The sequence below is a fragment of the Mycolicibacterium brisbanense genome (assembly GCF_001570425.1).
GTDB lineage: Bacteria > Actinomycetota > Actinomycetes > Mycobacteriales > Mycobacteriaceae > Mycobacterium > Mycobacterium brisbanense.
Genome location: NZ_BCSX01000019.1, coordinates 227,469 through 239,532, shown reverse-complemented (window position 1 = coordinate 239,532; position 12,064 = coordinate 227,469). Strand labels below are relative to the sequence as shown.

Below are 12,064 nucleotides of genomic sequence, written 5' to 3'. Positions count from 1 at the left end.
TTCAGACCTCCATCGGTACGGCGGTGTCGAGCGGAGAGGTTTTGGCGGCCACCCGGCGCAGACCGGGAGATACCACCACTCGGCCCAGCCAGGCGAAGCCGAGTTCCAACGCGATGGCGACGAGGGCGACAAGGATTGCACCGCCTGCCATTTCGCTGTAGTTCGCCTGCGCCCGGCCGTCCAGGATGAACCGGCCAAGACCCTGCAGGCCCAGGTAGGCGGCGATGGTCGCGGTCGAGACGATCTGCAGTGTCGAGCTGCGGATGCCCGAGATCAGCAGCGGCAGCGCGCACGGCAGCTGAACGTGTACCAGGATCTGCCGTTTGGTGAATCCGATGCCGCGGGCCGCGCCCACCGCGTCGGGATCGGCGTTTTGGATCCCGGCGTATGTGCCGGTGAGGATCGGCGGCACCGCGAGCAGCACGAGCACCACGATGGTCGGCAGGACGTAGACGAGCTTGCCTGCGACGACCGGCGCGAAGAGCAGGAACAGCAGCACCAGCAGGCCCAGGCTCGGCAGGGCACGCAGTGCATTTGCGAGCCCGGCGACCAGGGTCTCTCCACGGCCGGTGTAGCCGATCAGGATTCCCAGCGGCACGCCGATGGCCAGCGCGACCAGCAGCGCGATCGTCGAGTACAGCAGGTGGTAGCCGACCTGCATGGGGATGCTGCCCGAACCGCTCCAATGCGCGGGATCGGTGAACCAGCCGATGATGTTCATGAGGTCACCGTCCGTTGCCGCCATGGGGTGAGTAGTTTGTTCGCCACGATGATCAGACCGTCGAGGATCACCGCCAGCACGACGCACATCACCACGCCGGTGACGAGCGGTACGAACAGCCGCAGCTGGAAGCCCTGGGTGAACAGCGAGCCCAGCTGCGGAATGCCGAGCAGCGCAGCCATTGTCACGATGCTGACGTTCGACACCACTGCCACTCGCAGGCCTGCGGCGATCACGGGTACTGCGACGGGCAGCTCCACCAGCAGCAGTCGCTGCCAGCCTCGGTAGCCCATGGCCTCCGCGGCGGCAACGGTGTCGTGCGGCACCGAGCTCAACCCGTCAGCGACAACCCGCACCAGCAATGCCAGCGTGTAACAGGTAAGCGCCACAATGATGTTGATCGGATCCAGGATCTTCGTCCCGAGTAGAACCGGCAGCAGGATGAACAGGGCCAGCGACGGGATCGTGTAGAGCAGGCCGGCCACTCCGACGATGGCCGCATAGCCCCGCTTCGACCGGTGCGCCCACCAGCCCAGCGGCAGCGCGAGCAGCAGACCCAGCACCGTGGGAATCACCGTCAGCCACGTGTGGCTGATGGTCAGACTCACGATGCGGTCGAGGTTCGACGAGATCCAGTTCACGATCGGGAGTCCTTCGCGCGGCGGATGGCCTCGACGATGTCGTGATCGGTGACGGTGCCGAGCAACTTTCCGGCATCGTCGGTGACCACGCAGCGCCCGCTCGGACTGGACAGCGCGGAGTTGAGCAACTCGCGCAGCGGGTCCGAGCGTCGCGCGGTGGTACCGCACAGGTTGACGTCGCGGTCGACGACGGTGTCGCCGGAAAGGTTCGCGGTATCGACCCAGCCGACCGGTACGTGGTTGTCGTCGACCGCCAGGATCCATTTGCCCTCGACCACCGGGATGTCCGAAACCGGTTGTCCGACCCGTACTGTCGGCTCGTCGTTGAGGCGCAGCCGATCGTCGGCGGTGTGAAAACCGAGCGCCTGGTAGCCGCGGGCAGAGCCGACGAAGTCGGCGACGAACGCATCGTTCGGAGCTGCCAACAGCTCGGCGGGCGACGCGGCCTGCGCCAGCGTTCCGCCCTCGCGCAGCACCACCACCTGATCGCCCAGCTTGAGGGCCTCGTCGATGTCGTGGGTGACCATCACGATGGTCTTGGAGATGTCGGCCTGCAGTCGCAGGAACCCGTCCTGCAGCTGGCTGCGGACGATCGGGTCGACCGCGCTGAACGGCTCGTCCATCAACAGGAATGGCGGATCGGTGGCCAGCGCGCGGGCAACGCCGACGCGCTGTTGCTGACCGCCCGAGAGCTGCCAGGGGTACCGGCGGGCGAACTTGGCGTCGAGGCCGACGCGTTCGAGTAGTTCCATTGCCTTGGAGCGGGTTTCCTTCTTGCCGCCGCCGAGCAACCGCGGCAGTGCCGCCACGTTGTCGACGACGGTGCGATGCGGAAACAGGCCCGCGTTCTGGATGACGTAACCGATGCGTCGTCGCAGGGACACCCGGTCCAGCGACTGGGTGTCGACTCCGTCGAGTTCGATTGTGCCCGAGCTGGGTTCGATGAGTCGGTTGATCATCCGCATCGAGGTCGTCTTGCCGCACCCGGATGGGCCGACCAGAGTGGTGATCTTTCCGTTGGGTGCGGTCAACGTCAGGCTGTCCACGGCGACCGTGCCGTCCGGGTACACCTTGGAGACGTTGTCGAATGTGATCATGACTGTCTTTCTTCGGAGTCCGACTTGGGGGAACGACTCAGCTGGGCGGACAACTCCGCCGCAGCCGAGACCAGCAGTTCGCCGCACCGGGACGCTTCGGATTCGGTAACCCGATAACTCGGGATCACGAAACTCAGCGCTGCGACGATGCGCGCTTCGGAATACACCGGGCACGCGATCGCGGTCACGTCGGGCTCGACGCCGCGTTCGACAACGACATACCCGTCGCTGTTGACATCACCGCGAAGCGCATGCCCCGCGGCCGAGATATCCAGTGGAATGGTCCGGCCCACCCAACTGGTGTGACGCACAGAGTGAGTGCCCTGCATGATGCCGATATAGATGGCGACGTCGCTGTGCCATTCGACCGACAGATAGACCGACTCGCCGGTCTGCGCGACGAGTTTCTCCATCACCGGCTTGGCCAGGTCGGCCAGTGATTCGCTGCTGAGCGCGGCAGCACCGAGTTGGATCATCCGGCCGCCGGGGCGGTAGATGCCCGCCTCGTCCTTGGCGACGAAACCCGTGGCCTCCAATGTTCGTAGCAGCCGCAGCGCTGTGCTCGGCGCCAGATCGCAATCCCTGGCGCTGTCAGCGAGGTTCGCGCTGCCACGCTCGCAGATCGTGGCGAGCAGGGCGAGTGCCCGCTCCACGGTCCGGGTGGATGCTTCAGCCAACTCGCCACTCCTCTCTGGCCGCGCCATTTCTAGTGGCTGGAATTCGATTGCCATCTAGCGGAATTTTTAGGTTGGAGCGATGATAGGTCCTGTAACGCGCCAGCGGTAGAGATTGAGGAGAATTACATGGTTGTGCTGAACGGGACGGGCACGATTGCCGATGTCGTGACGCTCGCAGACCGCCGTGAACAGGTGTCGATCTCCGCGAACGTCCTCGCCGGCGTCGAGCAGGCCTACCACCGCGCGGCCGATCTGAGCACACGCTTTCCCACCTACGGGCGCACCACCGGGGTCGGCGCGAATCGGACCACCCAGGTTCTTGCCGATGACAAGGACTACGGGATGCGGCTGCTGCGCAGTCACGCCGTGGATGCCGGCGACCCACTCGCCGACAGAACTGTCCGGGCGATGCTCGCCGTGCGTCTGATTCAGCTGTGCACGCCCGGCGCGGGGCTCGACCCGAAGATCCTGTCCGCGCTGGCGCGCATGCTCAACGACGATGCCCTGCCGGATGTTCTCCAGTACGCGTCGATCGGTACCGGCGACCTCGCCGCACTGGCCGGCACCGCCCTGACGTTGATCGGCGAACGGCCCGCGAAAACTCCCCTGCCTCCGATGCAGCCGTGGGGCGCCGACAGCGCACTGCCGTTCATGAGCAGCAGCGCCCTCACCGTCGGGCGCACCTGCCTCGCCCTCGATGAGCTGCAGCGGTTGGAGCGGGCGTCCAGCGTCATCTACATGCTCAGTTTCCTTGCGCTCGACGGTAACCCGTCCACGTTCTCGGCTACCGCCGCCCGCGCCGCAGCGGCCCCGCACGTCGATACGGTCGCCGGACGGTTGCGGTGGCTGTCCGCGGGCGACGGGCGAGACGATCGCGAGCCGCGCCGCATCCAGGATCCGTACGGCCTGCGCGTCTACCCGGTCGCGCACGCCAGCGTCGTCAATTCCCTGGATTCACTTGGGCGGCAACTGGAACGCACCCTCAATGCCGCACAGGAGAATCCCCTGTTCGACATCGAGGGCGACATGGTCGTCCACCACGGCGCGTTCTATCAGGCGTCGTTGTCGCTCGAGCTCGACGGCACCACCCTGGCCTTGGCGCTCACCGCACCCATCACGCATTCGCGCATCCGGATGCTCAACGACCCGGAGACCAACGGCCACAACGCATTTCTGGCCACCGGCAAAGACGGGTCATCAGGACTGATGATGGTCGAATACGTCGCCGCCGGTGCCATAGCCGAGATCCGAGCGGCGGCGCAGCCCGCGTCCGTCGGCACCCTCGTACTGTCCCGGGGCGCCGAGGAGGACGCCACGTTCGCGTCTCAGGGCACGCTTCAACTCGAACGGTCGGTCGCCGCGTACCGCGTACTGCTGGCCTGCGAATTGGTCGGCGCACTACGGCTGCTTCGGCAGCGCGGACTGCACGAGCGGTTCACCGGGGTGCTCGGCGAGGCCCTGACCCTGGCCTCGGTACTGCCGTGGAACGACCAGGACCGCGACCTGCGCGGGGATCTGGCGGCAGCCGAAGAGCTGCTCGACGACCTGGGTCGGCTGGTTTCGGATTCCGGTGACTAGCCTGCTTTCAAGCTGGCCAGGGTGAGCCGCAGGCCCGCGATGAGCGCCTCGAGCCCGACCTCGAAGGCAGCGTCGGCCATGACCGTCGCGCTGTCCCGTGAGGCCGCCAGCGCCGCGGCGAAAGCGGGCACACGCTCCTCGTCGCCGACGGGATCAAGGTTGCCGGGCGCAGCGAGTACGTCGAGTGATGAACCGATGATGAAGGATTCGAGCGCAACGATCACCGGCACTATCGACGCTTCGGGCCAGCCACCCCGCAGCATGCACCGCGTGATGGTCTCGTACCCCTGAATCGAGGCTTCCGTCCCGTCGATCGGAACCACCGCGAGTTGAGCGATCAGTTGCGGGCTCGTGGCGAACGCCGTGCGATACGACCGTGCCCACGGCACGATCGCCGCGTCCCACTCGTGGTCGGCGAACGAGCTGGTGTCGATGCGGGCGGCAACCTCGGTACGAACGAGATTGACCAGTGCGCGCCGGTCCCGCACGTGGTTGTACAGGGCCGGCGGGCGCACACCTAGCTTCTCGGCCAACTGGGCCATGGTGAAGTCCTCGCCGTCCGAGAACAACTCGAAGGCCGCGGCCGTGATCTTCTCACGGTCAAGCAGTTTGGTTCGTGGCCTACCAGCCGGGCGCTTCGCCTCTCGCATGCCGGACCTGCGCCTCCAACCCAAGTTTGATCCTTGACAGAGTCTACTGACTCTCCTAAAAATTACTGTCATTAATTTTAGCGCGGTTGTCGCAGACCGCACGCCTCGACTACCCACCTGGGATGGACAGATGCACAAGCGAATTCTCACCACGCTCGCCGGTGTCACCACCGTGGCGCTGTTGGCCGGTTGTTCGAGTGGCCAGCGCCCCCAGGCAGGTGCAGGGCAGATCGATTACACGACGACAAGTCCGGCGGCGACCGGCCACCTCGACAAGGTGACCTGGAATCTGCAATACGAGCCGTCCAGTCTCGACCCGGTGCACTCCGGCAACTACGCCGAAAATCAAGTCATCGCCAACTTGTGCGACACCTTGCTTCGGGTGCCTCCGACCGACGCGTCGAAGATCGACCCGGCGTTGGCCACCAAGGCAAGCAACCCGACGCCGACAGACTGGGTTTACGACCTCAATCCCGCGGCGAAGTTCTGGGACGGTACGGCCGTGACGCCCGAAGACGTGATCTTCAGCCTCATGCGGAACAAGGACACATCGCTCAACTCGTACTACGCGGAGGCCTTCACGCAGGTGAAGTCCATCGACAAGACCGGCGATCACCAGATCACGGTGCACCTGAACACCCCCAACGCAGAATTCAATCGTGCGATGGCCAGTCCCGCGGGCACAGTCGTGAAGCAGGCCTATGCCCAGGCGCAAGGTGACAAGTACGGCAGCCCCACGGGCGGCGCAATGTGTTCGGGACCGTTCAGGTTCGGCAGTTGGACGCCCGGCAAGGACTTGACGATCCAACGCAATCCGAACTACTGGGACACCTCGTTGGCACCCAAGGTCGACAATGTCACGTTTACTTTCATCGGCGACGGGGCCACGCTGGCCAACGCCCTGCTCAGCGGTCAGGTGGACGGCAGCTACCAGTTGCCGTGGGACGGCTTGGGCCGGCTCTCCAGCTCGTCGGTAGGGTCTGTCTACTACGCGCGCAGCCCTATCGTGTTCTCGCTGATCATCTCGGCCGAGTCCGGGCCTCTCAAGGACCCGAAAATCCGTCGCGCATTGGCACTTTCGCTTGATCGGGACGGGATCATCTCCAACGCGTTCGCGGGCGCAGCCCTACCGGTCAAGGCATTGGCAACACCTCAGACCTGGACCTACGCCAAAGACGTCTATTCGAAGGCATACGACGATCTGCCGGCCTTGACGCAGAACCTCGATGAGGCCAAGAAGCTGGTCAGCGAGGCCGGCTCCCCGAAAGACGAGATCGTGCTTGCGTACGCGGGAGGCGCATCGCAGTATGTCGCAACGATCTTCGACTCCATTCAGCAGACCGGCAAGCAGATCGGGCTCAACATCACCCTCAAGCCCATCCCTGTGAAGACGTACAACTCGATCTTCGGGGATGCCAGTCTGCAAAAGGGCGTCGATGCGTTCGAGACCGACTGGTACCCCGACCTGAACGATCCGCTTTCCTGGTACGGAATGTTCGTCAAGGGTGCGAGCAGCCTGACCTTCGGGTACGACAACCCGACCGTGAACTCGTCGCTCACCGAGGCCAGGGCCACCTCCGATGACACCGCCCGCGCGCAACTCGTCACAAAGGGACAGCAGCAGATCATGGCGGATCTGCCGTGGATACCGGTTGCCGAGGAAGCCAACACCCTCTTTATGAACAAGCGGGTGACCGGTGCGCCTGTATCTTTCGTGCAGCTGTCCTACCCGTGGGCAGCCTTGTTGGGCGCGCGCTGAATCCGATGAGGTACGTGGGGTTCGTCCTCAAGCGCCTCGCGTTCGCGGCGGTGACAGCAGCGGTGGCGAGTTTCCTGGTGTATGCGGCGATGTACTTTTCGCCGACGAGCTCGCTGTCGCTGCTGCTCGGCGGACGCAACGTCTCACCCGAGCAGATCGCTCGCGTGCGCCAGCAGTACCACCTCGACGAGGGACTGCTGGGACAGTACTGGCACTGGCTGAGCAGCTCCCTGCGTGGCGATTTCGGCACGTCCTTTCTCTACCGCGACAGTGTCAGCAGCCTGTTGGGCAATCACCTGACCACGACGGCATTCCTCGTCGTGTATGCGGGGATCCTCATTCTGACGATCGGGGTCAGCACTGGCGCGCTCGCGGCGCTGCGGTCCGGATGGCTGGACGGAGTACTCAGGTTCTGCTACTCGGCAGGGATCGCCATCCCGGCCTTCGTCGCTGCAACGGTGTTGATCTCGACCTTCGCCGTGCAGTTCCCGATCTTCCCCGCGTACGGCTCTGGCAGTGACTTCGGCTCGCGGCTGTACTCTCTGACACTGCCCGCGATCGCATTGGCGTTGTCGAATGTCGCCTACATCGGGAAGGTCACCAGAGCTTCGATCAATCAGACCAAATCACTCGATTTCGTCTGGGCTGCCAGCGCCCGCGGTATCCGGCGCCGAACCGTGACGATGCGGCACACGATTCGCAATGGGCTGTTGCCGGTCGTCACCGTCGGCGGGCTGAGTATCGCAGGCCTCATCGCCGGAACGGTTGTCGTGGAGACCGCATTCGGCCTCGATGGGATCGGATCACTTCTGGTGCAGGCGATCTCACAGAACGACTTCGCTCTGGCCCAGGCCATCGTGCTGATCCTGATCGTCGTGTTCATTCTGCTCAGTACGGTCGTCGACATCATCTACGGCTTGCTCGATCCTCGGATAGCCGAAGGACTGGTCGCATCATGACCGCCGCCGTGACCGCGGGACGTTACAGCTTCTTGCGTAACACTGCCGCACGATTCTCGTCGCCCTGGACCGTCCGCCTGGCAGCCGGTTTTCTCCTGCTGGTCGTGCTGATGGCCGTGGCGGCCCCGGTGATCGCACCGCACGACCCCGATGCAGGCTCGTTGGGCGGAGCTTATCTCGAGTCCAGTCTCGACCATCTGCTCGGCACCGACGCCTCCGGCAGAGACATCTTTTCGCGGCTCGTGTTCGGCGCCCGCACAACGATGTTCGGTGCAACGCTGATCGTCGGGCTCGCAGCGGTCATCGGCGTCGCGCTGGCGCTGACGGGGGCGTGGCAGCGACGCGCCGACGGCATCGTCTCGCGCGTTTTCGACACGATCCTGGTGCTGCCTGCGCTGCTGCTCGCGCTCGCCGCGACCGCGCTGTTCGGAGCTGGACTCACCGCGGCGGCGATCGCCCTGGCCATCGCGTATGTTCCCTACGTCGGGCGCATCACACGCTCGGCGGCGCTACAGCAAGTTGCGCAACCGTATATCTCCGCGTTACGCCTGCAGGGTTTCCGGTCTTCCCGCGTGATCGGTCTGCATCTGCTGCCGAATCTCGCCGGTCTGATCACGGCGCAGGTCACGGTGCTGTTCGGGTACGCCATCATCGACATGGCCGCCGTGTCCTATCTCGGGCTCGGCGTACAACCGCCGCAATCAGACTGGGGCACAATGATTTCTGCCGGACAATCGAGCATCGTCCGCGGCTTCCCGCAGGAGTCGCTGTACGCGGGGCTGGCGATCTTCCTCACGGTCTTCGCCTTCAACATCATCGGCGACCACCTCGGAAAGCGCTTCCATGTCTGAATCACTCCTCACCGTCGACGGCCTCACGGTCCACCTGCCGTCGGCGGCACGTCCCGTCATCGCCGACGTGTCGTTCGCGCTCGCCCCCGGCGAGTGTCTGGGCGTGGTCGGCGAGTCCGGCAGCGGCAAGTCCGTCACGGCGAGATCCATCCTCGGCATACCACCCGCCGGCATGTCCGCCAGCGGCACGATCCAATTCGGTTCCCACACTTATGACGTCACCGATGCCGAGACCATGCGGCGCTGGCGATCCAAGCACGTCGGAGTGATCTTCCAGGACCCTGCCTCGGTCATGGACCCGACCCGCACCGTGGGCGACTACCTCACCGAGGTGCTGGTCTATGAGCGCCGGATGCGTCGCACCGAAGCGTTGCTGAAGGCCGCGGAGATGCTCACCTCGATGGGCCTGAACGATCCGCGTGCATTGCTCGACCGGTACCCGCACGAGTTCTCCGGCGGACAGCTTCAGCGCATCTGTATCGCTGCCGCGCTGTTGCCCAACCCGGACCTGCTGATCGCCGATGAGCCGACCACCGCGCTCGACAACACCACCCAGGCATTGGTGATCGATCTCCTGGACCGGGCACGTCGAGAGCGGCAGGTGTCGACGGTGTTCATCACCCACAACCTCGAACTCGCACTTGCCTTTTGCGACCGCATCGCCGTGGCCTACGCGGGCCGCATCGTCGAGATCGGCGATACCCGCACCGTGGAGCGCGGCGGTCGCCATCCATACACCAACGCGTTGCTGCGGTGCCAGCCCGATGTTTCACGGCGTCACGAGACCCTACCGGTGATCGCAGGACAGCCACCCACCCTCGCCCAGCCACTCACCGGATGCGTATTCCGCGAGCGCTGCCCACGCGCCACCGACGTATGTGTCGAGTTGCCCGCGTGGACAGCCGAAGACGAACGACTCGGGTATGCCTGCGTCCATCCGATGACCCCGGGGACGACGCCGAGCGGAGTTCACGATGCGGCATAGCGTATCGCTGGAGGTCCGGGAGTTGACCAAGACGTTCCGTGCCCGCCGCGGCGCGGCATCGGTACAGGCATTGCGCGGCGTATCGCTCGACGTCCACACCGGCGACGCCGTAGCACTCGTCGGTGAATCCGGCTCGGGCAAATCGACTCTGGCCCGCATCGTGATGGGACTCGAAACTGCCACGAGTGGTTCCGTGCTGCTCGACGGCCAGCCGGTCCGTAACGGCCGCAGCCACGTTGCGCGACGCGCCCGCCGGATACAGATGGTGTTCCAGAATCCATATTCATCGCTGGATCCCATGCAGACGGTCGGATCTGCGCTGCACGAGGTCATCCGTTTCCACCTCGGCCTGCCCGAGAAAGAACGTAAGGACCGAATCGCCGACCTGTTGACCTCGGTGGGGCTGCAAACCAATATGTCCGAACGCAAACCAGGTTCACTGTCGGGCGGCCAGCGGCAGCGGGTCGCGATCGCGCGCGCACTCGCCGCCGACCCTGACCTGCTCGTGCTCGACGAGGCCGTGTCCGCGCTGGACGTATCAGTGCAGGCACAGATCCTCAACCTGCTCAACACGATTCGCGCCGAGCGTGGACTGGCGTTTCTGTTCATCACTCACGATTTGGGCGTCGTCCGGCAGGTGTGCGATCACGTGCATGTGATGAGCCGCGGCGAAGTCGTCGAGAGTGGTTCAGTCGACGACGTTCTGACGCGCCCGACACATCCGTATACCCAAGTGCTGCTCGCCTCGGTACCGCGCCCCGGATGGCGACCTGAAGCGGTCGCTGCGCTCAACCGATGACCAGCAACCGACCTGTCACGCTGTCGCAGCTGCGTGACGTCGTAGCGGATGTCGTCGCGGGAGACGCAGGCAGTGCAGTGCCGGGTATCGCCGTGGGTATCAGCCTGCGCGGGGACAGCACATTCCTCGGATACGGGGTGACGAGCCTGGAGGATCCCCTACCGGTCACCGAGCACACGATCTTTCAGATCGGTTCCATTTCAAAGACTTTCGTGGCACTGCTCATCGCTCGGCTGGTCGACGCCGGGCGATTGACACTCGACCGGCCCGTTACCGATGTCCTCGATGACGTCACCGTCGACCCGAGAATCACCGTCAGACATCTGCTCACTCATTCTTCGGGCGTGTCCGGGGACCCGATGATCGCGAACGCTCCGCGGTTGCTCGCCGGCAATGCCGACGATACTCTCGCCGTCGCGCTGTGCGAGCTCAGCGAGCGTCCCCTCGACTTCGCCCCGGGTACGACGTGGTCGTACAGCAACGCGGGAATCATGCTGGCAGCAGCCATCATCGAACGGCTCGAAGGCCGCGCCTACCCGGATCTGCTGGCCGAGCGAATCCTGCACCCCTTGGGCATGTACCACTCGTTCACAACCGCGGATGAAGCCATCACCCATCGCGTGGCCGCCCCGCACGCCGACGCTTGGGTGTTACGCGATGCGGGGTGGCAACGACACTGGCAGCTCCCCAGCTGGGATGTGCCCGGTGGCGGAATCGTAAGTACCGCAAGCGACATGGTCGCCTACGGTGACTACCTGCTGTCCGGTAAGGAACCCGCAATCCTGCTGAGTCCTCAGTTCAATCGGGGCAACCCAGGACAGCACTTTGCGCTCGCGTGGTATCTGGATGACATTGGCGGACAACGTATCGCATGGCATGACGGCCTCACCACCGGCTACTGCGCACGCATGACGATGCTCCTCGACCAGCGGTTGTGCATGGTGGTGCTCACCAACTCTGCCGATGGGGAACGCCTGCACCGAGCGCTGGACCGTGCTGTCGTACAGGCGGTGACCGGTGTTGACCCCTGGCCACAACCAACGCGTCTGCCAATCGACCAAGCCGATTTCGAAGGTGATTACGACGCCGGAATCTACGGCACCATCCGGGTGACCAGGGCCGCCGACGACGAACTTCAGATCGAGGCGCACATGCGTCCCCTCGAGGACGGCCAGTACCGGCTCGCCCCGCTCACGGCTCAACGGGTGGTGAGGATCTCGGACAACGCACTGATGGTCGTGGCTCCGGAGGCCGAAGCTGGTGGCGTCATCGAATATCGGCGCGGACCCACGGGCCGCGTCACGCATTTGCGCATTGCCGACCGGCTGGCCACGAAGGGATGACAAC

Annotated in this window: 12 protein-coding genes; 7 read left to right on the top strand and 5 right to left on the bottom strand. The window is 64.7% G+C overall.

What is annotated here, in order from left to right:
- Nucleotide 1 precedes the first annotated feature (1 nt).
- Genes RMCB_RS09160 through RMCB_RS09145 form a run of 4 tightly spaced genes read right to left on the bottom strand, consistent with a single transcriptional unit; the run spans nt 2 to nt 3,136 of the window.
- On the bottom strand, nt 2–745 hold the full coding sequence (locus tag RMCB_RS09160; RefSeq protein ID WP_109784212.1) for an ABC transporter permease: 744 nt from the start codon (nt 743–745) through the stop codon (nt 2–4).
- On the bottom strand, nt 718–1,362 hold the full coding sequence (locus RMCB_RS09155; RefSeq protein ID WP_029369439.1) for an ABC transporter permease: 645 nt from the start codon (nt 1,360–1,362) through the stop codon (nt 718–720). The genes RMCB_RS09160 and RMCB_RS09155 overlap by 28 nt, the downstream gene beginning before the upstream one ends.
- Nucleotides 1,359–2,459, bottom strand: a complete 1,101-nt coding sequence (locus RMCB_RS09150; protein WP_029369438.1) for an ATP-binding cassette domain-containing protein — start codon at nt 2,457–2,459, stop codon at nt 1,359–1,361. Before RMCB_RS09150 ends, RMCB_RS09155 begins: the two co-directional genes overlap by 4 nt.
- Nucleotides 2,456–3,136 (bottom strand): IclR family transcriptional regulator, encoded by a 681-nt coding sequence (locus tag RMCB_RS09145; RefSeq protein WP_029369437.1) that lies wholly within the window; start codon nt 3,134–3,136, stop codon nt 2,456–2,458. The genes RMCB_RS09150 and RMCB_RS09145 overlap by 4 nt, the downstream gene beginning before the upstream one ends.
- A gap of 126 nt (nt 3,137–3,262) precedes the next feature.
- Here RMCB_RS09145 and RMCB_RS09140 point away from each other — a divergent pair, with 126 nt between their 5' ends.
- Nucleotides 3,263–4,714, top strand: coding sequence for an aromatic amino acid lyase (locus tag RMCB_RS09140; protein WP_062828511.1), 1,452 nt, complete (start codon nt 3,263–3,265; stop codon nt 4,712–4,714).
- Here the strand turns inward: RMCB_RS09140 and RMCB_RS09135 are convergent.
- The gene (locus RMCB_RS09135; protein ID WP_062828510.1) at nt 4,711–5,364 is read right to left on the bottom strand and encodes a TetR/AcrR family transcriptional regulator C-terminal domain-containing protein; all 654 of its coding nucleotides are present in this window, start codon (nt 5,362–5,364) and stop codon (nt 4,711–4,713) included. The two genes, RMCB_RS09140 and RMCB_RS09135, sit on opposite strands and share 4 nt — an antisense overlap.
- A gap of 130 nt (nt 5,365–5,494) precedes the next feature.
- On the opposite strand from RMCB_RS09135, the gene RMCB_RS09130 reads away from it, so the two are divergent.
- The 6 genes from RMCB_RS09130 to RMCB_RS09105 are packed head-to-tail and all read left to right on the top strand — an operon-like array spanning nt 5,495 to nt 12,060.
- Complete coding sequence (locus tag RMCB_RS09130; protein ID WP_062828509.1) at nt 5,495–7,123, top strand: ABC transporter substrate-binding protein; 1,629 nt, start codon at nt 5,495–5,497, stop codon at nt 7,121–7,123.
- Nucleotides 7,124–7,128: 5 nt separating this feature from the next.
- The gene (locus RMCB_RS09125) at nt 7,129–8,082 is read left to right on the top strand and encodes an ABC transporter permease (RefSeq protein ID WP_029369433.1); all 954 of its coding nucleotides are present in this window, start codon (nt 7,129–7,131) and stop codon (nt 8,080–8,082) included.
- The gene (locus RMCB_RS09120) at nt 8,079–8,933 is read left to right on the top strand and encodes an ABC transporter permease (RefSeq protein WP_084388406.1); all 855 of its coding nucleotides are present in this window, start codon (nt 8,079–8,081) and stop codon (nt 8,931–8,933) included. Before RMCB_RS09125 ends, RMCB_RS09120 begins: the two co-directional genes overlap by 4 nt.
- Nucleotides 8,926–9,918: an ABC transporter ATP-binding protein gene (locus RMCB_RS09115; protein ID WP_062828507.1), complete on the top strand. Its 993-nt coding sequence runs from the start codon at nt 8,926–8,928 to the stop codon at nt 9,916–9,918. The genes RMCB_RS09120 and RMCB_RS09115 overlap by 8 nt, the downstream gene beginning before the upstream one ends.
- Complete coding sequence (locus RMCB_RS09110; RefSeq protein ID WP_062828506.1) at nt 9,908–10,717, top strand: ABC transporter ATP-binding protein; 810 nt, start codon at nt 9,908–9,910, stop codon at nt 10,715–10,717. The genes RMCB_RS09115 and RMCB_RS09110 overlap by 11 nt, the downstream gene beginning before the upstream one ends.
- On the top strand, nt 10,714–12,060 hold the full coding sequence (locus tag RMCB_RS09105; RefSeq protein WP_062828505.1) for a serine hydrolase domain-containing protein: 1,347 nt from the start codon (nt 10,714–10,716) through the stop codon (nt 12,058–12,060). The genes RMCB_RS09110 and RMCB_RS09105 overlap by 4 nt, the downstream gene beginning before the upstream one ends.
- Nucleotides 12,061–12,064: the final 4 nt, after the last annotated feature.

Excerpts from the sequence above, each read along its gene's own strand:
- RMCB_RS09160 (WP_109784212.1), bottom strand. The coding sequence starts at position 745 with ATGGCGGCAACGGACGGTGACCTCATGAACATCATCGGCTGGTTCACC.
- RMCB_RS09150 (WP_029369438.1), bottom strand. The coding sequence starts at position 2,459 with ATGATCACATTCGACAACGTCTCCAAGGTGTACCCGGACGGCACGGTC.
- RMCB_RS09140 (WP_062828511.1), top strand. The coding sequence starts at position 3,263 with ATGGTTGTGCTGAACGGGACGGGCACGATTGCCGATGTCGTGACGCTC.
- RMCB_RS09135 (WP_062828510.1), bottom strand. The coding sequence starts at position 5,364 with ATGCGAGAGGCGAAGCGCCCGGCTGGTAGGCCACGAACCAAACTGCTT.
- RMCB_RS09130 (WP_062828509.1), top strand. The coding sequence starts at position 5,495 with ATGCACAAGCGAATTCTCACCACGCTCGCCGGTGTCACCACCGTGGCG.
- RMCB_RS09125 (WP_029369433.1), top strand. The coding sequence starts at position 7,129 with ATGAGGTACGTGGGGTTCGTCCTCAAGCGCCTCGCGTTCGCGGCGGTG.
- RMCB_RS09120 (WP_084388406.1), top strand. The coding sequence starts at position 8,079 with ATGACCGCCGCCGTGACCGCGGGACGTTACAGCTTCTTGCGTAACACT.
- RMCB_RS09115 (WP_062828507.1), top strand. The coding sequence starts at position 8,926 with ATGTCTGAATCACTCCTCACCGTCGACGGCCTCACGGTCCACCTGCCG.
- RMCB_RS09110 (WP_062828506.1), top strand. The coding sequence starts at position 9,908 with ATGCGGCATAGCGTATCGCTGGAGGTCCGGGAGTTGACCAAGACGTTC.
- RMCB_RS09105 (WP_062828505.1), top strand. The coding sequence starts at position 10,714 with ATGACCAGCAACCGACCTGTCACGCTGTCGCAGCTGCGTGACGTCGTA.